A 24,465-nucleotide genomic window follows, 5' to 3' on the forward strand; every position below is an offset into this window, starting at 1 on the left:
AGGGGGTGCTGTAGTTTTGTGACAGATATTTTTTACAAAGGCTGTAGGAATTAGGTAGAATATTTACGTTTTAGTATCTTTCACACACGAATTCTGGTTAAATTAAGTACAAATATATTTGGAAGCATAAATCAATATGGCGAAATTTTCTTATCTTTTTTTTGATTTTTTGCAATTATTGTTCAAAATAAATATGAACTTATAGGGCGTTTGCAAGAATATTAGACTTGTAGAGAACTGATGAAAGAATGGAAAAATAAAAGGAATCAAAAAAAAGCCATCGCACGTCTTGCGGCTGAAAAAGATGCAGCCAAAAAAATAGCGCATGTTAATAAGGTTTTTCTCAAAAACATTACCGAAGCGTTGCCGCAATATGTTTTTTGGAAAGATCTTCATTCTATCTATTTAGGTTGTAATAAAAACTATGCTACGTTGGTAGGCTTAAACTCACCTGATGAAATTGTTGGTAAAACTGATAACGATTTGCACTGGCAGCCAATAGGCCATACGACAGCAACTTTTCAAAAAGGTGATAAGGATACTATTCTAGGACAGCCTATTACCAATCAAGAAGAAATTTTAGCATTAACAAATGGAAAAACACTCATCACTTTGGTTAGTAAACTACCTATCATGGATGAAGGCAAGATTATTGGAATTGTTGGTTACTTTACAGATATCACGGAATTAAAGAAAAAAGAGCAGGAGCTCATTAAAGCGAAAAAAGAAGCGGAAACAGCAAATGAAGCAAAATCAGCGTTTATGGCTAACATTAGTCATGATATTAGGACGCCATTGACCGGTATGATTGGTATGTCAGAAATATTGCTGAAAGAAGTGGAGAGTGAGCGTGGACGAGAAGCAGCAGAGAACCTTTTAAAGTCGAGCAATTTGTTGCTCGATTTGTTAAATGAAGTCATTGAAGTGACGCGACTTGCTTCAGAAGAATTGCCGATGCATCAAAATAAATTTAGTATGAAAGATCTCATCGACAATCTTGTTATACTTGAAATGCCGTCAATTAATGAAAAAGGTTTGTCGTTAATCATTAACTATGACAATAGAATTCCACACTATTTAATAGGTGATGAGAAAAGAATTCATCGTATTTTATTAAATTTAATCAGCAACGCGATTAAATTCACTTTAGAAGGGCGAATTGAAATTGCTGTAAATTTAGCTAAAGAAAAAAAAGATCACGTTGTTGTTAAGGTTTTGATTACAGATACTGGAGTTGGGATTTCTCGAGAAGATCAAAAGATAGTTTTTTCACGTTTCACACGTCTGACAAATTCTCATAAGGGGCAGCATAAGGGATCTGGATTAGGGCTGTCTATCGTTAAACAATTTGTTTCAGATATTAAGGGAAAAATTTACCTCAGGAGTAAAGAGGGAAAAGGTACTACATTTAGCTGTATCATACCTTTAAAAAAAATAAACCCAGCCGATCTTGAGTATCAAGAGAGCAAGTATCCAAGCAAAAAAGATATACTTTTTACGCGTGAGCAAGTAGTAGATCTTTCTGATATAGGAAAAGGGATTAAAGTATTATTGGTGGAAGATTCAGAGATCACACAAATGGCTGAAAAAAACATATTGGAAGAGATGGGCTGTGAGATTATCACTGCAGACACGGGTGAAGAGGCTCTCCGTTTATTTAAAAAAGAAACATACGATGTGGTTTTTATGGACGTTGGGTTGCCCGGCAAGGATGGCTGTCAGGTGGCCAAAGAAATGCGACGCTGGGAATCTGAAAGGGGCCAGCATGCGATCATTATAGCATTGACTGCTCATATTGAGGAAGATAGTGAGCAGCAGTGTCTAAAAGCAGGTATGGAATATGTAATTACAAAACCCATGCGCAAAGAAAACGTTAGGGCTGTTTTTAAAAGGTTTAGCTTGAAAAGTAAGAAAAACTAATAGGCGAATCGATGTAACTTATTGAATGTAAACATAAAAAATCTTATAGTACGTAGTGTGTACTAATTAAAAGCTTAGGAGTAAAATAGAAGCTTAAGTATTATTACCAGGAAGGTTAAAAAGCAATGAAGCAAAATATTTATCAAGTATCAAGCGAGCTTAACATTAGCAACGCTAAGGATCTTACTGAAAGGTTGTCCCCATTAGTTTCTCAAATTGTTAATCATCGTCTATATAGTAGTATTTCTTCGCTCTCGAGGTTGCAGATATTTATGGGTGAACATGTATTTGCGGTGTGGGACTTTATGTGTTTATTGAAAGAATTGCATCGTCGTCTTGTGTCTACCAGCGCACCGTGGTTTCCCCCGAAAGATGCACTGAGTGCTAATCTGATTAGCAGCATTTTAGTGGAAGAAGAAGGCGATATCACTGAAGATGGCAGATATGCGAGCCACTTTGATATTTATCTTTCAGCTATGGAAAAAATTGGTGCCGATACAAGGCCGATGAAACAATTCTTAATTATGCTAATGAATGGCAGCAGTGTACAAGAAGCAATGGATTTATTAGCAGTAAACCCTAGTACTAAGAACTTTGTTCTCACAACATTTAGTTTTTTTGATCGCCCTTTGCATGAATTGGCAGCCACTTTTGTATATGGTCGAGAGGGTATTACTTCATCGATGTTTACTCCTATGCTCAAACAATTGGAATCTAATTTGAGTCAGGGTGAAGATAAATATAGTACGGTCGTTTATTATTTTAAACGACATATTTCTCTCGATGAGGGTGAACATTTTCCCAAGGCGCTGAAAATGCTTGAAATCCTCGTTGGTAACGATCCGCAAAAGCTGAAAGAAACGGAGCAGGCTGCTATCTCTGCGCTAGAAGCTAGGATAGAGTTCTTAACAAGTATTTACGATCGTTTTGAATCGCTTTCTGTGGCAAGAAACTATTAAGAGCGCCTCTTAAAATCTATTTTTTGCTAATGAAGTGGCATTTCAGCTCCTTGAGTGTCGCAATTAAAATCGATAAAATGGTTTCTAGAGAAATATCGTTGAATTTCATATATGAGATAATGTATGGTTGAGAAACTTTTTTCCTATGGCACCCTTCAGCTCGAAAATGTTCAATTAGAGAATTTTGGTCGCAAATTAGTAGTGACCTTCCCCCTAAACTAGTACCAGGACACCGATGAGATATTCATGTTAAGCAGCCTGTTTCGCAAATTCAATAGGCGGCATATAATTTAATGAACTGTGTGGTCTTTTAGTATTGTAGTGCTTTCTCCATTGGTTGATTTCATGTCGGGCTTCTTCAATTGAACGAAACCAGTGTTGATTTAAACATTCGTTGCGGAACTTGCCATTTAAGCTTTCAACAAACGCATTCTGAGTTGGCTTTCCAGGTTGAATGAAAGCAAGCTTGGTTTTGTTTTCCCTGGACCAAAAGAACATTGCTTTGCTTGTAAACTCTGTACCATTATCACAAACAATTTGTTTTGGCAGCCTGCGTTGCTCACTAAGCTCTGCTAGGAAGCGTGCCACCTGACGTCCTGATATAGAAAATGCTGTTAGCTGGCCAATAAGTTCACGATTAAAATCATCGATAATGTTTAGCACACGAAAACGCCTTCCATTGGCCAGCTGATCGTAAACAAAATCCATCGACCAACGCTCATTTCTCTGAGTCGGTGATGACATCACTAATCGTAGTCGCTGTATTTTTTTACGCTTTTTTGTACGCACCTGGAGCTTTTCTTCTTTGTAAATCCGGTAGGTTTTTTTCTTATTCATGACAAGCCCCTCTGCTTTTAAGAGGCTGTGAAGCATTAAATAACCATACCGAGAATACTGAGCTGCCAATTCTTTTAATCGAGCTCTAATCAACTCGTCTCGTCGCTTTTTGGGTCCGTAACGGTAAGCCGTTCGACTTAGCCCGACTAGCTTGCAGGCCATTCGTTCACTCAGCTTAAAGGCGCTCATTAAGTGACAAACAACCTGCTTCTTGCTAGCAGGCGTTACCACTTTTTTGAAACAACATCCTTGAGCGCTTCATTTTCTAACATCTTTTCAGCCAGCAGCTTTTTTAACTTATTGTTCTCGGACTCCAGCTCTCGCAGGCGCTTAGCTTCGTTAACCTCTAGGCCAGCATACTTGCTACGCCAATTGTAAAAAGTACCGCCAGATATGCCTAAGCGACGGCACAGGTCTTCCACCTTAGCGCCACTTTCATGCTCTTTGATCGCTTTAATGATTTGTTCTTCTGTATAACGTTTTTTCATGTTGAGATCTCCTCGGTCGTAGAATAATTGGAAATCTCATCCATGTCATGGTGTTAAGTTTGGGGGAAAGGTCATGTCAAATGTTGTATAAAAACAAACCTCAAAATTTATCTTTTTTTCAAAAAAATCAGATATTTTTTGTTATTAGGTAGTGACTTAGACTACTACCTTGTGGTAGAGTATGTGTGTATTTATGAGCATTTTTACCAAGAAAGGTGGATAACATGTTATTACAGCAATTCATAAAAAAACTCGTTTCAACGCAGAAAAAAAATAGCAAGTGGTGTATACGAAAAACTACACTATATCTTTGTAGATTTATACTATCAATATCTATTCTCGGGCTAATGAGTAGCATTTGTATTTCTGGAGGTCCGGAACCGTTCGAGCCATTGGATAACTCAGGTTTCTATGTATCTGCTTTTGGTGGTATTGGTTATCTTCCTAAAACAAACTATAAAGTGACTATTGGAACCAGTGATTTAATAGCATTAAGGATTACATTCAAACATCCCTCAAGATCTTTTGGCGTAGGTTTGGGTTATCAATACAACGCTTGGCGTATCGAAGTTGCCTTTCGTTCCATCACAACCGATATTAATTATGAAAACCTTATCCTTGATCCCCCGGCTACTTTTACTTTAGAGCCAAATGACAAAAAGGGTAGTATTGCTTACACCTACACATTTAATACCTATTACGATTTTGCCATGAACTCCAAATTATCACCTTATATCGGTGTGGGTCTTGGATACATCTATCTTAATAGCAATTTAGCTTCTGCAGCAGTAGCATCTGGGCAAGCTGGCCGAGTAGTGTTTTTCCCAAACCAGTTTTCTTCAGGTGGACTTATCTATCAGGGCATATTTGGCCTTCTGTATCGTGTTACCACGCATTGGAATTTGTATTTAGACTACCGTTATCTTGGGAGTTTTAGCCTAAGCCGTGCCGCGGCAAGAGGAGATAATTTCTCAAACAGGATAGAGACTTATTACCCGAAATACAGTGCAAATCTAGTTACGCTTGGAATTACCTATAAATTTTAAATAGGCTTAGACCTGGGTGCATAAAACCAAGTCCATATTTAAAATAACCACATGCTTTGGCTGCGGCATAAAAAAAGAAGGTGTCCGTTAAATTGTAAACCTTCAGACTTGATCTGACACTCCTGGTCAGTTAGAGTAAAATTTAATTGACCAACCTTAAACAACCAACACGAGGAGTGTCATTATGACCAGTGTATCCGAAAAGATTATCAAACCCAAATTAGGTTTACTAGAGCTGTCTAAACAATTGGGAAATGTTTCACAAGCCTGCAAGGTTATGGGTTATTCACACGACAGTTTTTACCGTTTCAAAACACTTTATGAAAATGGTGGCGAAGAAGCACTCCATGATATGAGTAAGAAGAAACCGAATGAAAAAAATAGAGTGCCGTTACATGTAGAAGAAGCGGTAATTGCTTTGGCTATTGAAAACCCAGCGTTAGGTCAGGCACGTGCGGCCAATGAATTACTGGCGCGAGGCATTATCGTATCGAGCAGCGGAGTTCGTTCGGTGTGGCTACGTAATGATCTAGAGACTTTTAAGAAGCGACTAAAAGCGCTTGAAGCGAAATCGGCGCAAGACGGTATGTTATTAACGGAAGAACAATGACAAGCATTAGAAAAATCAAAACGAGAAAAAGAAGCGCACGGCGAGATTGAAACAGAACACCCAGGTTATTTAGGTTCTCAGGATACGTATTATGTTGGCACGATGAAGGGCGTTGGCCGTATTTATGAGCAGACTTTTGTCGATACCTATAGCAGAATCGCTTTTGCGAAGTTATACACGGAGAAAACAGCGATGACGGCAGCTCATTTATTAAATGAACGTGTATTGCCATGGTTTAATGAGCAAGGTATCCGATTGCTGCGTATGCTCACGGATCGCGGGACGGAATATTGTGGAAAAATTGAGAACCACGCCTATCAACTTTATTTAGCAGTTGAAGACATTGACCATTCGAAAACACGCGCACGTTCTCCGCAGACCAATGGTATTTGTGAACGTTTTCATAAAACGATTAAACAAGAATTTTATGATGTTGCTTTTCGAAAAAAAATATATCGTTCCCTAGAAGAATTACAACAAGACGTTGATGCGTGGATCAAAACATATAATGAGGTCAGGCCCCATTCCGGCGAGCGTTGTTATGGAAAAACACCCATGCAAACTTTTCTTGATGCAAAGCATTTGGCACAAGAAAAAGAATTAGATAAACTATGTAAAACTATTCCAAGCGTGTCGGCAGATGAATTGAATAAGGCGCACAGTAATCACGACACGCAACTGGTAGAGGAGTAATTAGAATCCGATCTATCGGACAGAAAATATGTCCCATAAATCTCAACTGTCAGATCAAGTCGAGAGTTCTACATCGACTACGCACGGGCTCTCAACTGACTCGACGCCTCGTAAAGATTTTTTGCAGTCGCTTACGCTCGGCAAAAAATCCCAGCCTACCCCAGAATACGCCCCTTCGCTTCGCTCTCCATCGCGCGCATCGAAGGAAATTAACTTAAGGAGAAAAACACATGCCTTATTCTGTAAACACTGACTACAAATCCCAGAGCTTCAATAATCGTATTCGATTTTTAGTACTGCATTATACGGCAGCAAATTTTAAGACGTCGTTGGAAACGTTGACAAAAGGCAACGTGAGTGCGCATTATTTAGTGCCTGAAGAACCTATGGATGATAAACGAGAGCTATTTTCTTTAGTACCCGACGACAAGCGCGCCTGGCATGCCGGCACCAGTGCGTGGCAAAACCGTGAGAACCTTAATGACACCTCCATTGGTATTGAAATCGTTAATTTAGGTTATGTTGATGAGCGAGGAAATAGGAAGTGGGTTCCTTTTGCTGATTATCAAATTGAAACAGTGATTGAATTATCCAAGTATATTATTAACCGCTACAAAATTCAGCCTACTGATATTGTGGGACATGGTGATATTGCGCCTGGCCGTAAGGTAGACCCAGGTCCTTTATTTCCATGGAAAACATTATACGAACGAGGTGTTGGTGCTTGGTATAATGAAGCGGATAAAGTAGCTGCCGAAAGTGAATTTGCACAAGAGACTATCGATATATTGTGGGTTCAGAAGAATCTAAAGACCTATGGATATTCAGTAAAAACGACTGGGGAGCTTGATCAACAAACTAAAAAAGTTGTGACCGCTTTTCAAATGCATTTTCGACCAAGTAATTACTCAGGTATTCCAGACTGTGAAACGTGTGCAATTTTACAGGCCTTGGTGAAGAAATATTATCCAACGGCTACGTTAAGTGAAAAGCAGAAGCATGGCGGGGACAAATCAAGCAAACAAATGCGGTCCAGCTTATTTAGTAGTCAACCTATAGCTATGGGTTGTGATAGTCAAATGGAAAAAGACCCCACTAACTCGTCAACGCCTTTAACACGTTGATTGGTGATTGGACACTAGATTCTCAGCTCATATTTTTCCGACGGCGATAAAATCTATTACCGCCTCTTAAAAATATGAGCCCCCTCTCGTATCGGCAAATGCTTGATGATTGTATCTTTACCCAAATCTGATAGAATGGGCCATACTTTCGACATGCCTAGAAACCAGAAAAATATCACTGACAATCAGTAGGTTAAGTGACAAACAAAGATCAAGTTATGAGTATTTTTCTATCTATAAAAGGAGTTCAATGATGAATAAATACAAAACTAGGCCCCCTTCTAGCAGCGATGTGAAAACGGCAGTTATGCGCGTTTTGGATTCGGGTCGATTCTACCGCTATGATACCGAGGATGAACAGCCATCAGAAGTCAGTTTGCTTGAAAAGGACATGTGTGATTATCTTGGCGCAAAATATTCTGTCGCGGTGACCTCATGCACATCGGCTTTAAATATTGCGATGTATAATCTTCCCCTAAATTACCGGACACTAATTTGTTAAAATCTATGAAGTAACAAAGAGGTGATCTCATGACAAAGAAGACTCGAAAATACACACCGGAATTTAAACAAGAAGCAATCCATCTAGCACTCAGTTCTCCTTCCGTGTTAAGCGCTGCAAAAGACTTAGGCATGCCCGAAGCGACCCTCCACACCTGGGTGGATAAAGCCAGGAAGAGTGGTGAAGTGATTCATCCCAGCGCAAAGCAACCGGTCAACATAGGGGAACTCATTGAATAAAATCAACAGCTTAAGAAGCGACTGGCACGACTGGAACAGGAGAAAGCCATTCTAAAAAAGGCGGCCACGTACTTCGCGAAAGAACTCGAGTGAAGTACAGCTTTATTCAAAAGCACGCCCAACTATTTGGAATTAACTTGCTATGTGATGTACTGGGTGTCAGTCGTAGTGGTTATTATGACTGGCTATCCCGACCTATGAGCCCACGTGAGCAAGCAAACCAACAATTAGATGAAAAAATTAAGGTAATTTATATGAGAAACAAACAACGTTACGGTTCACCACGTATAACTCGTGCATTGCAAGCGGAATCGATTTCCTGCAGTCACACGCGTATTGAGCGGCGTATGCGCTCCATGGGCTTAAAAGCACTTGCCAAGCGTAGATTTAAAATAACCACAGACTCGGGTCACAACAAGCCTATTTTTGAGAATATTGTAAAGAGAGATTTCACGACAACGGCGATCAATCAAAAATGGGTGAGTGATCTGACGTACATTCCAACCCGTGAAGGTTGGTTGTATTTAGCGGTGGTTATCGATGTGCATTCACGTTCGGTTATTGGCTCGTCAATGAATAAAAGCATGAAACAAGATTTAGTGTGTGATGCGTTATTGATGGCGTTATTCAAACGAAAATATCCAAAGCAAGTGATTATACACTCTGATCGGGGCAGTCAATATTGTTCGAAAAAATATAGGGAAATCATCAAGCAAAACAAGCTGATTGGTTCAATGAGCAGAAAGGCTAATTGTTGGGATAATGCCATTGCAGAAAGTTTTTTCCATACCCTAAAAACGGAACTTGTGCATGTGAATGATTACACAACACGCGCTGAAGCAAGGCAAAGTCTTTTTCAGTATATTGAAGGCTATTACAATCACAGAAGAATGCATTCAGCTATTGACTACAAGACCCCTGTTGCGCTTGAATGTGCTGCGTAAAATCGAAAAAAAATGTGTCCGGTAAAGTGAGGGAAGATCAATTTGATCGGGATCATAGTCCACTTGGACCGCCTCGGCATGCCCCGTTCTATCTGAACAAACTTCCTCATAAGTGGGATGCTCGGTATGACCCCCGGTATAGCCTACCGTCGTTTTTATAACACCGTCTAAGTGCCGAAAAGCTTCTTCGACTCCCCAAAAACAGCCAGCCGCAAAAGTTGCTACATGTTTTTCCATGTTGAATATCCTTTTATTTACTTCTCAACACGCTCGCTACCCGCGCAAAACTTTTGCGATGTATTTCCGTTGCACCGAGCTTGTGTAACGCCGCTAAATGCTTTTCGGTGCCGTAGCCTTTGTGTTGCGCAAAACCATAGCCCGGGTATTTTGTGTCGAGCACCAGCATTTCACGATCGCGTGTAACTTTTGCCAAAATAGAGGCGGCGCTGATGGCCGGTACTGTATCGTCGCCTTTAATAATCGCCTCACTCAAACATTTTAATTTTGGGCAGCGGTTACCATCAATTAGCGCTTTGGTTGGTTTTATGGATAACCCATCCACCGCACGCTGCATCGCAATCATGCTGGCTTCTAATATATTAAATTCATCAATTTCCCTGATCTCAGCACGCCCAATCCCATAAGCCAAGCAGTGTGATGTAATGACTTCAAATAGTGCTTCGCGTTTTTTTTCGGAGAGTTTTTTGGAGTTTGCTACTCCATCGATAGGTCGATTGGGGTCTAAAATAACAGCAGCCGCAATGACTGGCCCGGCGAGTGGACCGCGTCCTGCTTCATCGATACCTGCAATAATCTCTAATAGATTGGATTTTGAATGCAACATTTTCCTTTTGCCTTAAAGCCTGTTTTCTCTGGCGCAATTGAAAGCTATTTAGTTAGCTGAAAATAGATTTCTAAAATTTTTTCAGCCGCCTGCAATAAAATAGTAAACAATAAAAACCATAATTCCCTTCACTCCCATTCAATCGTTGCTGGGGGCTTCCCCGTCACATCATAAACGACACGTGATACCGCTTTAATTTCATTAATGATACGATGGCTCACTTTAGACAAGAATGCATGCGGCAATTCTGCCCAATGCGCCGTCATAAAATCAACGGTTTTTACCGCTCGTAATGCAATAATATAACCATAATGTCGCGCGTCCCCTTTAACACCCACCGATTTCATGGGAATAAACACAGCAAACGCTTGGCTTACTTCATCATATAAATCATGCGCACGCAATTCTTCCAGAAAAATAGCATCGGCGCGCTGCAAGATATCGATATAATCCAGTTTTACTTCACCCAAAATACGGATCGCTAAACCAGGCCCAGGAAATGGGTGGCGATATAACATATCCGCCGGCAAGCCTAGCTCTAAACCCAGCTTGCGTACTTCATCTTTAAATAATTCATGCAATGGCTCGATGAGTTTTAAATCCATTTTTTCTGGCAATCCACCGACATTATGATGCGTTTTAATCACATGACCTTTGCCGGTTTTTGTCTTTGCAGATTCAATCACATCAGGATAAATCGTTCCCTGACCCAGCCATTTTACATCGAGTTTTTTCGCCTCTTCTTCAAACACGCGAATAAACTGCTCCCCTGCAATTTTACGTTTTTCTTCAGGGTCTGATGCGCCCTTCAATGCTTTCATAAAACGATCTTTGGCATCAACACAAATGACTTTTACTTTCATGTTTTTCTGAAAAACACGCAACACTTCATCGGCTTCATTTAAACGCAACAATCCCGTATCCACTAACACGCACGTTAATTGTTCGCCGATGGCTTTATGCAAAATCGCCGCGGTAACGGCAGAATCCACGCCACCGGACAAACCCACGATGACTTTCCCGTTACCCACTTTTTCACGAATGTCGCGAATGTTCTCTTCGATGATGTTGGCAGAGGTCCATGTGGCTTCACAACCGCAAATGTTTTTCACGAAATTCGCTAAAATTCGCAGGCCTTGCGTCGTGTGCGTGACTTCGGGATGAAACTGCAAGCCATAAAAATGACGCTCAAAATCAGCCATGCCGGCGTAAGGAGCGTTTTCCGTGCTGGCAATGGTTTCAAAACCTTTGGGTAGTCGCGTGACGACATCGCCGTGACTCATCCAAACATCTAGCAGCGGGACACCTTTTTCAGAAAGATGATCCTGAATATTTTCAAATAATGAATCGGATTTATCGATGCGAACTTGCGCGTAACCAAATTCGGCTTTTGCCGTTGTATCCACTTGACCACCCAACTGCAACGCCATCGTTTGCATGCCATAACAAATTCCTAAAACCGGACAACCGAGTTTAAAAACAATTTCTGGTGCACGCAGCGTATGGTCGACCGTCACTGTTTCAGGGCCGCCCGATAAGATGATGCCTTGCGGTGCAAAATCGACAATCGATTTTTCATCGATGTCGCACGGCATGAGTTCACAATAAACGCCAATCTCGCGGACACGGCGCGCGATTAATTGTGCATACTGGGAACCAAAATCTAAAATGAGAATTTTGTGTTTATGGATATTTGTCGTCATAAATATTTTTGTATGGCTACTCTTCTACCCAATAATTCGGTGCTTCTTTCGTAATAATCACATCATGCACATGACTCTCACGCACACCTGCATTGGTAATACGAACAAACTGCGCTTCAGTGCGTAGTTTTTCAATCGTTTCTGAACCTGTGTAACCCATGCTCGAACGCAGCCCACCCGTGAGTTGATGAATAACTGCACGCAACGGACCTTTGTAAGGCACACGCCCTTCGATGCCTTCGGGAACATATTTGCCTTGTTCTTCTTGTTGCTCTTGAAAGTAGCGATCCGCGGAACTGTGCGTTTTTGACATGGCACCGACCGAACCCATGCCACGGTAAGCTTTGTATGAACGCCCTTGATAGAGCACCACTTCACCCGGCGCTTCTTCTGTGCCCGCAAACAAACCACCGATCATGACGGCACTGGCACCCGCGGCAATGGCTTTACAAACATCTCCCGAAAAACGAATGCCCCCATCGGCAATAACCGGAATTTTTTTGCTGACGGCATCTGCTACATTCATGATCGCAGTAATTTGTGGTACACCTACACCAGCAACGACACGCGTGGTGCAAATGGACCCTGGGCCCATGCCGACTTTGACAGCATCAGCACCTGCTTTTAACAGCGCCTTGGCTGCATCGGCTGTGGCAATGTTGCCACCCATGACTTGCACGTCGGGGTAGTGTTGTTTTATCCATTTTACGGTATCAAGCACACCTTTTGAAAAACCATGTGCCGTATCGACGACGATAATATCTACTTTTTCTGCGACTAATCCTGCAACGCGATCAGGCGTGTCTTTGCCGGTACCAACCGCAGCACCTACTCGAAGCTGGCCGCTCTCTGTTTTACACGCGTTAGGATATTCTTGCGATTTTAAAATATCTTTGACAGTAATCATGCCACGCAGCTCAAAGCTGTCGTTGACGATCAATAATTTTTCGATGCGATGTTGACGAAATAAATGAATGACCTCATCACGCGACACACCTTCGCCCACAGTCACCAAACGATCTTTGGGAGTCATTAAGTTAGCGACCGTTTGCTTCATGTGCGTTTCAAAACGGATGTCACGATTGGTGATGATGCCGACCAGTTGATCGCCGTGCACCACGGGCATGCCCGAAATGTTATAGTCTTGAGTGATTTTTTTAAGTTCACCGATAGAGGTTTCCGGTGTGACGGTGATCGGATCTTTGACGACACCGCTTTCAAATTTTTTGACTCTGCGCACCTCGGCGGCTTGACGCTCGGGGCTCATGCTTTTATGCAGGATACCAACACCACCACTTTCGGCCAGAGCGATCGCGAGGCGTGATTCGGTCACGGTATCCATGGCGGCGGATAATAGTGGGATATTCAGGGTGATTTCGCCCGTTAAACGCGAGACTAGGGAGACATCTTTGGGCAGGACTTCAGCATAGCTTGGTAACAGCAAGACATCATCAAAAGTAAGTGCTTCCCCTTTTATTTGCATATAGGCACCCCCCTGCGCTTGTGAGGTTGGTAGTGTAGCCGGTTTTCAAATCCCTGTCGAGCGAAGTTTGATCAGAGTGGGTTTAATCCAGTCGCATCACTCTCATCGTGAGACAGACTTTCTAAAGCTTTTAACGCCTCAGGATTTAGCTCTGAAAAACACTTAGCAAGATACTCGACTCGACCCACATGCTGACTTCGTGAATCATCCCCCTTGAAAAGAGAGCCAATCATACCTGTACAACCCATAAATGCCAAAGCTGCAGAACAAACAGCGCTAAAGTAATCAATCAGTTGATCAAGGGTCGACTTGCCGTCTAATGCAAGCTGGGCCGAAGCCAAGCTTGCAGCGCCATTACCTATCGATAATGCCACCGAACATGATAAAAGAAATAATTTTAAAGGAAGATGCAGAGCGCTCTGACAACTGCGTTCCTTATTATTTTGTTCACTATTTCCCGATTTCTGGCAAACAAACAATTCATAAAGCTTTTGGAACAGAGTCTGACAAGATTTAGCGTTTAAAGGAATATTCATCCGATAGGCAAGCAAGCCAGAAATTGCTGCCGGCACTGTAAATTTAGGGCCACTAAGAGTAGCCTCATTGACATGCATAACTTTCCTAGAAAAATATTTCAACGCTTCTATGCTACCGGAATAACTAGGAAATTGAGCTATCGTAGCAAACAGAAAACCTATAATACCTGTAACTAGAAACTTAGTGCTTTTTGGTGAAGGATACTTATCTAAGAGTTTAAAATACAATCTTAATAGTTCGTTAACCGTATCAACTTCTGAGACTTCTCCCTGTTTAAGAGTTTCAATTTTCTTTCGAACTTGATTGTCAAATTCTTCGAAATCCTCGGTTGGCATCCCTGGTATTATAGATTTTAGTTTGCCCACCTCGCCTTCGAGCTTGTTTAAGCTATTGTTCCTTTCACAAATTTGTTTTGTTTTTTGCGAGTTTGGAAAAAATTTTCCATAAAACATCGTCTCGATATACCTAAAAAAATGAGTAATCCCAAGTTCAGAAGATACTTGACCTAAAAATTTGCTATTCACGAGATAAGGTACAAAAAAACTTTGGTGGTGCCTCATTTTTGTTGATGGCATCTAAATAACCCTCCCAAACTCGTGCCTATTGATAAATAATCCGATGACAATGTCGTGCAATTTATCCAGTTTAGAAAAGCAAATCGTCTTTCTCGCTAATCGCTTTATTCGTGTGCGCAACGTGAGATGCTTTCGTTCAATCGCTTGGGTATTTTGCTTTCCCACCAAATGTTTTGATTGAGGCAGGTGTCTTTCATAAGCACCCCAATCATCTGTATAGTAAAAGTTGATATCAAATGAGCTCAGTTTTTCTTTCAGTGCTTTAAATGCTGAATCTTTTCTTGGACCAAAATGATAAGCTAACACCTCATGTGTATGGTGATCAATCGCATGCCAAAGCCAACGTTGATTCTGTTTATTTCGAACAAAACTCCACATTTCATCCAGCTCCGCTTCTTCAACTTGTACAACATTAACAGTAACAGACGCACCAAGTGATTCTTTTTCCTTTAAAAGTCGTGTATTGACGCTCTCCAAACCTTCACCCTTTTTTTAATTCACCAATAACAGTGTTAATGCTAATACGTAAAACGCGTGCAGTATCTCTGACGCCACTACCATTCATTGCCATATCAACTATTTTATCTTTAACACCAGGGGCACGAGCATTATGTGTGTAATCTAGAAGAAATGTATTTTTCTCACAAGCATTATTTTTACATTGAAACCTTTGCTTTCCTGTACTGCTGACGCCAAATTTTACAACCTCATGTAAACAGCAGCAGGGGCAAGCAACATTGATTCTTGCCATTCATGCAATCCTTATCCTAATGATTTTCTGAAATACCAAAATATATCACATCAACAAAAATGAGGCACTACCAAAACTTTGTAGCAAAAAAATACGATTTAGCGGAATGCCTTTATATGAAGAAGGCACGAACACTGCTGTATTATAGGCATTTTGTAAGCCTCCCGGGAGCCTCGCGACTGCTTCCGCAATATCAGCACTCGTCTCGAACCAAGTTTTTTTCCTCTCTAGCGCCTTAAATTCTTCTGGTTTTCTCTTTAATAACCCAATACGCGATGTCACTGGAACTGCAATAAATGAAACAACGAATACAGACAGAAGACCTAAAGTAACACCAAGACCATCGGTACCTATTTCCTCATCAATTCCATCACCCGAGCTTTTTCCAAGCGGATAACAAACTGCGCATGAAGCAAGAGCAGAAAGCATAAAGAAAAAAGCTGTAGCGTATTGCCTATAAGTAGTTTTATGCGCAGAACCAAACAGGTCAGGATCTGCTCGCATCCATTTAGCTAGTGCTAGATTAGTACCAGTGTCGCCATCAGCCTGTTGCCCATCCGAGGAGCTCAAAGAAGAAGAGTCAGTCGTAGCCGGTGTCTCCACAGTCGTAACCGATGTCCTCAAAAGTCGTTCAGTTAAATCATTATCATTATTAGCAGGAGGAGTAGATGATCGGCTCAAGATACTTTCCTTTTTTGTAAGTAAATTCGGATGGGCACATCATAAACCACACATATTAAGGATTTATTAAAAAATCACAGACTTGAAAAAGAAAGCAAATCCGTTTAGTTTATGGCTAGAATATTTTACGGGTACAAACGATTATTGTTGATTTTTAATCATTTAATCAAAATATTACAAATGGGGTGGGAATGCAGAAGCAGAATGGGCCACTATCTTATTGGAAGATTAAATCCTCTTTATTTTTAAATTATTTTGTCTTCGCTATTCTCCTCAATTGTGTCGGCACTGTTATTTTAGAAGTTTTATCCCAACACCACATCACAAAGTCACAAGCCGGCAATCTAGATGCCTATAAAGATATTACAATCGCTGTATTTTCATTTGCCATTGCGGCTTTTTTACCCAGGCTAGGCTATAAAGTTTCAATGCTCTTGGGTTTAGCTGTTGTTAGCATTACCTGTTTTTTAACGCCGATACTCGATGCGCTTTGGATGATTCGTTTATTGTTGGTCAGTGTTGGTGTGGGGTTTGCATTAGTTAAAGTGTGTGTGTATTCCACCATTGGCCTCATCACAAAAGATGCACAAGAACACGCGAGCTTCACGAGCACGCTCGAGGGTGTGTTTATGGTCGGTGTATTAAGCGGTTATTGGATTTTCGGTTTTTTTATCGGCGGTAGCTCAACAACATGGCTCGATGCCTTTTGGCTCTTGGGTGCACTGTCTTCATTAGCCTTTTTATTACTTCTATTTACCCCTCTCGAAGAAAAAGGCACGATCATTGCAAAAAATTCTCCAGGTAAAGACTTTGCAGACATGATCAGTCTAACAAAACAACTCTTGATCATGGTTTTTATCATCAGCATCTTCGCTTACGTTTTTATTGAGCAGGGTATTAGCACATGGCTCCCTACATTTAATAATAAAGTGCTGCATATCACGCCCGCAATGAGTGTCGAAATGGCAAGTATTTTATCGGCAGCTTATGCCATCGGGCGCTTAGCCGCAGGATTTGTATTACGCAAATTGAGCTGGATGTGGTTGTTATCCTTATGCCTCATTTTGGACTTTGGATAAATTTATAAAAATAATTAAAAATTGCTTGACATAGAAACCGAAAAAAAATTTTACGTTGTAAACAACGTTTGTTCGAAAAAATAAAATAAGGAACAAACGATGTTAGCGACAGAAAAACTAAAACAATTCCGTACATTCCTCTACAACATCTTCCCCGCGCGACGCGATGCCAATATGAATTTACTCGATGCCCTTTCAAGCCATGGCCATCGCTGCAAAACACCCATAGAATTATGTGAATCGCCATACTTTGAACGTGAATACAGTAGTATTACCGATGCGATTAGCGATGGTTTGTCGGTAGCAAATTGTTGGGATAGCATGATGAAAATACAATATGAACATGTGAGTCATAGCGATGACCGTGTGATCATTATTGCGGATACGACACCACAGTCGCGTCAAAGTGCACACTGTGTTGAAGATCGCCATGTGGTTTACAGCCCTAATCCAGCACCGGGTAACAAACCGATTACCATTGGACATGAATATTCAACGGTATCACTATTGCCCAATGATGGTGCAGCTCAAGAAAAGCATTGGTTAGTTCCACTGGATACGAGGCGCGTTAAAAGCGATGAAAAAGGCAATGTAGTTGGGATGCAGCAAATTAACCGTTGTATTGCAGACTTAGCGCTTACTCATAAATTGGTGGTTAGCGTGGCTGATTCAAAATATGGTAACCTCAGTTCTGGATAACTGCGTATAAATTATTCTTTATATTGTTGGTTTTTATTCCTGGTTTGTTTGGTCGCCAAGAATAGGCAATTAGCGCTGCAAGGGTATTGACTAAAAAATTAATCGGACTACGATGACGCGAATGCTCAACATGATACAAGTTTTTCAACTGATCGATAATCGTTTCTACGATGCCACGTTGTTTTAGGAAAAACTTTTCAAATGCAGAAAGCATTTTGTTCTTCATATTTTTACGGACTTTTGTCACAAATTTTAAATCGTGTTTTGCCAAATCGTCCGCAAGATCTTTTCCAAGATACCCTTTATCGCCAGCGCCCAACCCCTTTAAATTAGCCATTAATTTTCTAACAACAGCGCGATCATCCACGTTCCCTTTCGTTAAACAAAAACGGATTAATTCCCCTTGATGATTAATCACAATATGTAGTTTAAAGCCGTAAACCCAGCCCATTGTGCTTTTACTGCGTTTAGCAATGCCTTTGAAAACCTTGTTTCGATAAATTCGTTTATTGTGGCATACGCGTAGTGTAGTTGAGTCAATATAATACAATCCCGTGTGTTTGCCCTTTCTCGAAAGCAAATAGGCGGCGAGCATCATTAGCGCTGCTGATTGGCAGGCGACAAAACGTGTGTAACTCAGCGCCGTAGGAAAATACTTCTTCATGTCTTGTAAAACACATCCACAATAAAAATCCTTAAATGTGCGATAGTGACTCATTTGAAACAACACAATGATGGTGCCAATTTCAGACAAGCTCATTTGCATCGCTCGATCTCGTTTTCTGTCTGGGTTCGGTAGCAAATACTTTGATTGACCTTTCAAATAATCCTTGCAAAAATCATCCATATCACAAAAAATCTCCGTGACCGGTGCCAACATGATTAACTCCTGTTACATTATTTAGCTGTAATTTTGGAGCTAAATTTTAGCGGTTCCGGTCTTTTTTTCAATTATTTCATTCACTTATTCCTTTTCTTATACAGAACTCAGGTTATGGTACAGAAGCTTGCCGTAAACTGGTTAGCGAAAATCCCAATTGGGTACATCTTTTCCGTTTTAACAGTACCCGTAATGTTTTCGCGCCCGCATCAATAGAAGATAATACCTCAGGAAGTATAAAACGCTATGGTGATGCGATGAAACTAAACGACAGCACGACTCACCGTGAATCCGATGAGATTGTGCAGCAACCCATTACAACCCGCAGTGGCAAAACTTACCAATTGGAGATTAAAATATGGCGTGACCAATTACTGCGTGGTTCAAAGCAATTTAAAGGATATGAGCATCCTGTTACTGTTGTGCAATTGGTTGCGGTTGATGCTAACGGTAAATCTTTATATAAAAATCCACTCTGGTTAGGACTCGCTGGTGAACGACGTAATGAAATCACAGCATTAGAAGCCTATCACTATTACGATAGACGCTATGACATTGAACACTACTTTCGTTTTGGTAAAGACAAACTGTTATTTGACCGATACCAAACACCGGATGTTAAGCACGAAGAAGATTGGTGGCGGATGACAGCATTAGCGTATACGCAACTTTATCTAGCGAGGAATCTTGCCCCGATTTTACCGAAAAAATGGGAGCGGTATTTGCCGAGCTTCCAAGTGGATAACGAAAAACCATCAATAACTGCGACCCCTTCACAAACGCAACGGGGTTTTTCTACGGTGCTTGATACCGTTGGCACGCCTGCTAATCTCTGCAAACCACGCGGTAATCCGCAAGGCAGAACCAAAGGTGATACGCAGGGGAAACGCACGCGACATCCTGCTATTTTCAAAAATAGCAACTCAAAAATTAAAACGATTCAGAGGACTGAAGAAAAGACGCAAAACTCAGACCCTGAAAAAATAGAGGATTTGATTGGGATAGTAAAATCATGGTTGGATAAAATAAATTTTACACCTGAGAAATTCTACGAATTGCTGCAAAAAACAGCTTAAGATTTAGAAACGGGACTGTTTATTAGTTTGTGTAAATCGCGTCAGTCAGAATTATGAATCAGCCATTGTGTTAACTGATTTTTTAATTTTATCAAAAACTACATTGCGTTCAAATTAATTTCCTCTCTTATGAATTTTAAGTTTTATACAAAATCCGCCAGGCGATCTTCAAACATAAGGGCAAAACGATTCATGGCGGCACCCCAGTCTCGAATCGGCATGGTCCATTTTTTGGCTATATTTTTTAACCCTAAATAGAGTTGTTTTAAAGCGGCATCGTCCGACGGAAAAACTCGTTTATTTTTAATAACTTTTCGGATACTCATGTTCAGTGATTCAATAGCGTTAGTGGTATAAATCACCCTCCGAATTTCTGCCGGATAAGCAAAAAATGGCACAATGCGCTCCCAATGAGTCAACCAACTTTTGGCAATCGAGGGAAATTCAGCATCCCATTTCTCAGAGAAACTCGTCAGCGCCAATTCTGCTTCTTCAACCGTACTGGCCGAATAAATAGCTTTTAAGTCAGCGGCCACTTCTTTTTTCTTTTTCCAACCCACATAGCGCAATGAATTCCGCACCATGTGTACAATGCAAAGCTGTACTTGAGTGTTAGGATACACAGCGCCAATCGCATCAGGAAAGCCCGTTAGCCCGTCAACGCAACAAATCAGGATATCTTCTAGGCCTCGATTTTTTAACTCCGTTAATACATTCAACCAGAATTTAGCGCCCTCATTTTGGCTAATCCAAATACCTAGCAATTCTTTTTGCCCATCGATATTAATTCCTAAAGCCAAATACAATGCCTTATTGATAACCTTTTTATCTTGCTGCACTTTAATCACTAAAGCGTCCAAATACACAATCGGATACACCTTGTCCAACGGACGACTTTGCCAAGCCTTCACTTCTTCAATCACTTCGTTGGTTACTGTAGAAATGAGACTCGAACAAATAGTTGTGCCATACAAATCTTTCAACTGATCTTGAATATCACGGGTAGTCATACCCCGTGCATAAAGACTCATAATTTTGTCATCCAAATCATCAAAGCGGGTTTGATGTTTTGGAATCAATTGCGGTACAAACTCATTGTTACGATCACGAGGAACCTCAATGGTCATCTCGCCATCTGTTGTTTTGATCGTTTTTTGGCTGTGCCCATTGCGGGAATTACCACTATTGTGGCCAGACACTTCGTGTTTTGCATAACCCAGCGCGTCCGTCAGCTCCCCTTCCAGAATACGCTCCGTCAGTGCCTTTTTTAACTCCTTTAACAAACCAGTATCACCGAAAATATCAGATGCGGTCTTGGTATGTTTGAGAAAATATTCCACAACCTGTGGATCTAATTTATTGGTTTTCATTGCCATAGTCAAAGACTCCGTATAATTTTAACGACCTTTCCCTGACTATCGCATTTACACAATCTTATTTACAGACCCTTAGAAACTCACATTTTTTGATTATTGTCCTAACTGGCAAGGGATTTTATTTATCCAAAGTCCAACTCATTGGCGCTGCCTTAATGATTTTATTATTGCTGCCCAATATGGGAAATCATTCGACGCACATCATCACTTCTTGGTCTAACGCACGATGGCAAGCTTTTGCTTTTCCTTTAGTCGGTTTTTTACTCGCCCCCTTGTATCCAACATTATGCTCAACCATATTGAGCGCCTTCCCTAAAAATCGCCACAGCGCGATCATGGGTTTAATCATGATTTTTTCGGCACTCGGCGGGACGGTGGGATCTAAATTAACAGGCGTCACATTCGGCTACGTCGGTGGCATCGATGCGATCGGATTGTCGCTCATTCCGATTGGCTTACTGTTTGTCTTATTATTTCCGTACCATAAATTGCGTCAAAACAAAATGGCTCAGCCTATTAGCACTGCAAAAGCTTCGTTCGTGACCTCACTGATTAATGATGAACAAACAGAATCTTTACCCCCAAATTAGTGGCCCTTTATTTGAAGACGTCCAGAATCAACGACTTTTTTCGGATAGTAAAACTTTCGTTGATTTCATTCCCATGTCTGACCCCAATTATATTTTAACGCTTTACACAGAACAAAAAAAACAACCCGATTTTAAATTAAACCAGTTTATCGAAGCGCATTTTACGATGCCGCATCATGATATTACTGAGTTTGAGTTTAAAAAGACTCACTCCATGGAACAACATATTGAGTCGCTCTGGCCCGTGCTGACTTACGGCGCGCACGATGATCAACATCCTTATTCTTCACTCATTCATTTACCTTATCCATTTATTGTTCCGGGCGGACGTTTTCGTGAAATTTATTATTGGGATTCTTATTTTACCTCAGAAGGTTTAGCGTGCTCGGGCCATATCGATAGGGTTGTCGATATGGCTAAAAATTTCGGTTATTTGATCGATCAAATTGGTCATATTCCCAACGGCAACCGTGTTTATTACAAAAGCCGATCACAGCCGCCGTTCTTTTGTTCCTTGTTAGACATTGTTGCACGTTATAAAGGGATTGAAGCGATTCGAGAACTTATTCCAGCCCTTGAAAAAGAGTATCAGTTTTGGATGAATAGCGATCGTGCGGTGTTAGTAAATGATAATGTCACTTTAAATCGTTATTGGGACGACAACCCCGCGCCGCGCCCCGAGTCTTACCGCGAAGACATCGCCTTATATAAAAAAGCAACACCCGCTCAACAGCAACATCTTTATCGCAATATTCGTGCGACCTGCGAGTCGGGCTGGGATTTTTCATCGCGCTGGTTAAAAGACCCTCACAATCTCGCAACCCTTTATACCACCGAGCTCATTCCGGTCGATTTAAATTCACTGCTCTATTACATGAAAAATAAACTGAGCGAGTATTTTACGCATTTTGGTCAACCCGAAAAGGCGTTGAGTTACGCTGAAAAAGCCGCATTGCGCAAAACAGCGATCAACCAATTTTGTTGGGATGCAACACAAAATTTTTATGTGGATTACAATTTTAAACAACAACAATTATCACCCTCCTTAACGTTGGCCGCTGCTTATCCGCTATTTTTTAAAATTGCCTCACCCGAACAAGCCAAAGCAGTAGCAAAGCGTTTGCAAGAAGAATTTTTATATCCCGGCGGATTAGTAACGACACTCATTGAAACCGAACAACAGTGGGATAAACCGAACGGTTGGGCACCACTACATTGGATTGCCATACAAGGGTTAAAGCAGTATGGCTTTGATGATCTCGCACAAGACATTACAAACCGCTGGCTAACACTTAACCGCCAAATTTTTAAACGCTGCCATAAAATGATTGAAAAATACAACGTATGTGGCACTGCACTCGCAGGCGGCGGCGAATATCCTCTGCAAGACGGCTTTGGCTGGACAAATGGCGTGGCTATTGCGCTGATAAAGCTCTAGCTTACGATTTCATTGCCTTTAGTTTCTTGAATCCTCACTCGCGCTCGCATATACATCACAAACGGCGGCAAGCTCATCACACATAAACCGATTAGCAATAAGGTTTCATAATGCCAAGTGCTACCCACTTCGATATTACCGGGTGGTATAAACCCGATAATAAAAGTTGCAATGGAGCCAATTAGCCCCGCACCCGCAGCGACCCACATGCCCCATTGTCCGCCTGGAATACGAAAACCGTTTTCGGTGGAATGGTTTTTGTAGCGCAGGCGAATACCCGCAGCGAACATGAGTATGTACATCATCATGTATAATTGCGCCGCTAATGCCGTTAATAACCAGTAGGAACCATTAACACTCGGCATGAGCAGAAAAACCATGGCCACGATCGTAACGATACTAGCCTGCCACAATAATAATGATTTTGGCGCACCAAAACGATTTTCGCGCGCCAAGCTTTTACTCAATTGCCCATCTCGCAAGGCAAGCACAAGCCCACGCGTCGGTGCAATAATCCAATTATTCACGCTACCTAAACCACCAATCACCAACATTAAAGCAATAACCGGTAAAATCCATTTCATGTGATAGGCACCAAAAAACGCGCTAAACGCTTGCATAATGCCGGCAACTAAGCTGATGCTTTTCTCCGGTAACACCATGGCGATGGCTAGTGAGCCACAAATTAACGTAAACACAATAATGACTGTTGCGATTAACATCGCACGCGGATACGCACGTTGTGGATCTTTAACATCACCTGTATGCACCGTCGCTATTTCCATACCACAAAACGAGAGCATGACACCTGTTAAGGCCACCCACATACCGGTACTGGGATGTGGAAACAAACTATGCGCCGTAAAATGAATTTCGAAGGGCTTTCCTGAAAAAATCCAAGCTGCCCCTAGAGCGATAATCAATGTCATCGGCAATAAAAGACCTGCGACTGCACAGAAATTACTAAATCGTGCTGAGGATTTTATTCCTAATAAATTGACGATCGTGGTTCCCCAAAAAGAACAGAGAATTACAGCGATTAAAAATGTTTTATTGTCCGCCAACGCAGGAGAAACCAAATAGCCAATCGTTCCCGCAACAAACGATAAGATTGTCGGATACCAAATCACATTTTCGATCCATTGAAACCAAATTGCTAAAAAACCTGCCTGCAAGCCAAACGCGTTTTTGACCCAAACATAAACACCACCATGATCTTTGCTGGTCGATGCGAGCTCTGCTGAGACGAGCGCACTCGGCAGTAAAAAGAATATCGCCCCGAGTGCAAAAAAGAATATAAGGGAGCTGCCAAATAATGCCGTCGCGGGTAAATTCCGGATGCTATCGACAGAGCTTGCCGTTATCATCGCTAAACTAAACACGCCTAAAAT

At 41.3% G+C, this 24,465-nt stretch carries 23 protein-coding genes and 2 pseudogenes; 14 read left to right on the top strand and 11 right to left on the bottom strand.

Annotated elements, in window-relative coordinates:
• Positions 1-240 precede the first annotated feature (240 nt).
• Together ACJMKR_RS08185 and ACJMKR_RS08190 are read left to right on the top strand one after the other, a co-directional pair.
• Entirely contained in the window at positions 241-1,920 is a 1,680-nt protein-coding gene (locus tag ACJMKR_RS08185) for an ATP-binding protein (protein WP_423062640.1), read from the top strand.
• 125 nt (positions 1,921-2,045) lie between these two features.
• Entirely contained in the window at positions 2,046-2,879 is an 834-nt protein-coding gene (locus ACJMKR_RS08190) for a DUF3050 domain-containing protein (RefSeq protein WP_423062641.1), read from the top strand.
• Between the two features lie 249 nt (positions 2,880-3,128).
• Here the strand turns inward: ACJMKR_RS08190 and ACJMKR_RS08195 are convergent.
• Positions 3,129-4,204 (bottom strand): IS3 family transposase gene (locus ACJMKR_RS08195; RefSeq protein WP_423062317.1). Its coding sequence is split into 2 segments (ribosomal slippage): positions 3,129-3,955 and positions 3,955-4,204, totalling 1,077 coding nucleotides; the frame shifts between segments, so codons are not numbered across the junction.
• 224 nt (positions 4,205-4,428) lie between these two features.
• Between ACJMKR_RS08195 and ACJMKR_RS08200 the strand changes: the two genes are divergently transcribed.
• The 7 genes and pseudogenes from ACJMKR_RS08200 to ACJMKR_RS08230 all read left to right on the top strand — a co-directional run bounded on the left by ACJMKR_RS08200 (position 4,429) and on the right by ACJMKR_RS08230 (position 9,362).
• The gene (locus ACJMKR_RS08200) at positions 4,429-5,250 is read left to right on the top strand and encodes an outer membrane protein (protein ID WP_423062642.1); all 822 of its coding nucleotides are present in this window, start codon (positions 4,429-4,431) and stop codon (positions 5,248-5,250) included.
• Between the two features lie 184 nt (positions 5,251-5,434).
• A pseudogene (locus tag ACJMKR_RS08205) lies at positions 5,435-6,553 on the top strand (IS481 family transposase).
• Between the two features lie 28 nt (positions 6,554-6,581).
• Complete coding sequence (locus ACJMKR_RS08210; protein ID WP_423062643.1) at positions 6,582-6,806, top strand: hypothetical protein; 225 nt, start codon at positions 6,582-6,584, stop codon at positions 6,804-6,806.
• The gene (locus ACJMKR_RS08215) at positions 6,784-7,677 is read left to right on the top strand and encodes an N-acetylmuramoyl-L-alanine amidase (protein ID WP_423062644.1); all 894 of its coding nucleotides are present in this window, start codon (positions 6,784-6,786) and stop codon (positions 7,675-7,677) included. The genes ACJMKR_RS08210 and ACJMKR_RS08215 overlap by 23 nt, the downstream gene beginning before the upstream one ends.
• Positions 7,678-7,927: 250 nt before the next feature.
• On the top strand, positions 7,928-8,179 hold the full coding sequence (locus ACJMKR_RS08220; protein WP_423062645.1) for a DegT/DnrJ/EryC1/StrS family aminotransferase: 252 nt from the start codon (positions 7,928-7,930) through the stop codon (positions 8,177-8,179).
• A 29-nt stretch (positions 8,180-8,208) separates the two neighbouring features.
• Entirely contained in the window at positions 8,209-8,418 is a 210-nt protein-coding gene (locus ACJMKR_RS08225) for a transposase (protein WP_423062353.1), read from the top strand.
• Positions 8,419-8,507: 89 nt separating this feature from the next.
• Positions 8,508-9,362 (top strand): IS3 family transposase, encoded by an 855-nt coding sequence (locus ACJMKR_RS08230; protein ID WP_423062646.1) that lies wholly within the window; start codon positions 8,508-8,510, stop codon positions 9,360-9,362.
• Here the strand turns inward: ACJMKR_RS08230 and ACJMKR_RS08235 are convergent.
• From ACJMKR_RS08235 to ACJMKR_RS08265, 7 genes and pseudogenes are all read right to left on the bottom strand, one after another.
• The gene (locus ACJMKR_RS08235; protein ID WP_423062647.1) at positions 9,315-9,599 is read right to left on the bottom strand and encodes a peptide-methionine (S)-S-oxide reductase; all 285 of its coding nucleotides are present in this window, start codon (positions 9,597-9,599) and stop codon (positions 9,315-9,317) included. The genes ACJMKR_RS08230 and ACJMKR_RS08235 overlap by 48 nt on opposite strands.
• Before the next feature lie 13 nt (positions 9,600-9,612).
• The gene (gene rnhB, locus ACJMKR_RS08240) at positions 9,613-10,206 is read right to left on the bottom strand and encodes a ribonuclease HII (protein ID WP_423062648.1); all 594 of its coding nucleotides are present in this window, start codon (positions 10,204-10,206) and stop codon (positions 9,613-9,615) included.
• A 128-nt stretch (positions 10,207-10,334) separates the two neighbouring features.
• The gene (guaA, locus tag ACJMKR_RS08245) at positions 10,335-11,909 is read right to left on the bottom strand and encodes a glutamine-hydrolyzing GMP synthase (protein ID WP_423062649.1); all 1,575 of its coding nucleotides are present in this window, start codon (positions 11,907-11,909) and stop codon (positions 10,335-10,337) included.
• 16 nt (positions 11,910-11,925) lie between these two features.
• Positions 11,926-13,392 (bottom strand): IMP dehydrogenase, encoded by a 1,467-nt coding sequence (guaB, locus tag ACJMKR_RS08250; RefSeq protein ID WP_423062650.1) that lies wholly within the window; start codon positions 13,390-13,392, stop codon positions 11,926-11,928.
• A gap of 71 nt (positions 13,393-13,463) precedes the next feature.
• Complete coding sequence (locus ACJMKR_RS08255) at positions 13,464-14,504, bottom strand: hypothetical protein (protein ID WP_423062651.1); 1,041 nt, start codon at positions 14,502-14,504, stop codon at positions 13,464-13,466.
• Positions 14,505-15,255: pseudogene (locus tag ACJMKR_RS08260) on the bottom strand (IS1 family transposase).
• A 45-nt stretch (positions 15,256-15,300) separates the two neighbouring features.
• Positions 15,301-15,936 carry a hypothetical protein gene (locus ACJMKR_RS08265; protein ID WP_423062652.1) on the bottom strand — a complete coding sequence of 212 codons (636 nt, stop codon included), beginning with the start codon at positions 15,934-15,936 and terminating at the stop codon, positions 15,301-15,303.
• Positions 15,937-16,127: 191 nt separating this feature from the next.
• Here ACJMKR_RS08265 and ACJMKR_RS08270 point away from each other — a divergent pair, with 191 nt between their 5' ends.
• Both ACJMKR_RS08270 and ACJMKR_RS08275 read left to right on the top strand, forming a co-directional pair.
• Complete coding sequence (locus tag ACJMKR_RS08270; protein WP_423062653.1) at positions 16,128-17,015, top strand: MFS transporter; 888 nt, start codon at positions 16,128-16,130, stop codon at positions 17,013-17,015.
• Positions 17,016-17,114: 99 nt separating this feature from the next.
• Positions 17,115-17,714 (top strand): transposase, encoded by a 600-nt coding sequence (locus tag ACJMKR_RS08275; protein ID WP_423062654.1) that lies wholly within the window; start codon positions 17,115-17,117, stop codon positions 17,712-17,714.
• Here ACJMKR_RS08275 and ACJMKR_RS08280 read toward each other — a convergent pair.
• Positions 17,701-18,594, bottom strand: a complete 894-nt coding sequence (locus ACJMKR_RS08280; RefSeq protein ID WP_423062298.1) for an IS982 family transposase — start codon at positions 18,592-18,594, stop codon at positions 17,701-17,703. The two genes, ACJMKR_RS08275 and ACJMKR_RS08280, sit on opposite strands and share 14 nt — an antisense overlap.
• A gap of 257 nt (positions 18,595-18,851) precedes the next feature.
• On the opposite strand from ACJMKR_RS08280, the gene ACJMKR_RS08285 reads away from it, so the two are divergent.
• Complete coding sequence (locus ACJMKR_RS08285) at positions 18,852-19,670, top strand: hypothetical protein (RefSeq protein WP_423062655.1); 819 nt, start codon at positions 18,852-18,854, stop codon at positions 19,668-19,670.
• 143 nt (positions 19,671-19,813) lie between these two features.
• Here the strand turns inward: ACJMKR_RS08285 and ACJMKR_RS08290 are convergent, their stop codons facing one another.
• Positions 19,814-21,046: an IS256 family transposase gene (locus tag ACJMKR_RS08290; RefSeq protein WP_423062355.1), complete on the bottom strand. Its 1,233-nt coding sequence runs from the start codon at positions 21,044-21,046 to the stop codon at positions 19,814-19,816.
• A gap of 89 nt (positions 21,047-21,135) precedes the next feature.
• Between ACJMKR_RS08290 and ACJMKR_RS08295 the strand changes: the two genes are divergently transcribed.
• Positions 21,136-21,636, top strand: coding sequence for a hypothetical protein (locus ACJMKR_RS08295; RefSeq protein ID WP_423062656.1), 501 nt, complete (start codon positions 21,136-21,138; stop codon positions 21,634-21,636).
• Positions 21,605-23,074: an alpha,alpha-trehalase TreF gene (treF, locus tag ACJMKR_RS08300; RefSeq protein ID WP_423064218.1), complete on the top strand. Its 1,470-nt coding sequence runs from the start codon at positions 21,605-21,607 to the stop codon at positions 23,072-23,074. The genes ACJMKR_RS08295 and treF overlap by 32 nt, the downstream gene beginning before the upstream one ends.
• On the opposite strand, the gene ACJMKR_RS08305 is transcribed toward treF, so the two are convergent.
• A complete protein-coding gene (locus ACJMKR_RS08305; RefSeq protein ID WP_423064219.1) occupies positions 23,071-24,441 on the bottom strand; it encodes an amino acid permease in 1,371 nt (456 codons plus the stop codon). The two genes, treF and ACJMKR_RS08305, sit on opposite strands and share 4 nt — an antisense overlap.
• Positions 24,442-24,465 lie beyond the last annotated feature (24 nt).

The sequence above is a fragment of the Candidiatus Paracoxiella cheracis genome (genome assembly GCF_049348705.1).
GTDB classification, from domain to species: Bacteria; Pseudomonadota; Gammaproteobacteria; order Coxiellales; family Coxiellaceae; genus Paracoxiella; species Paracoxiella cheracis.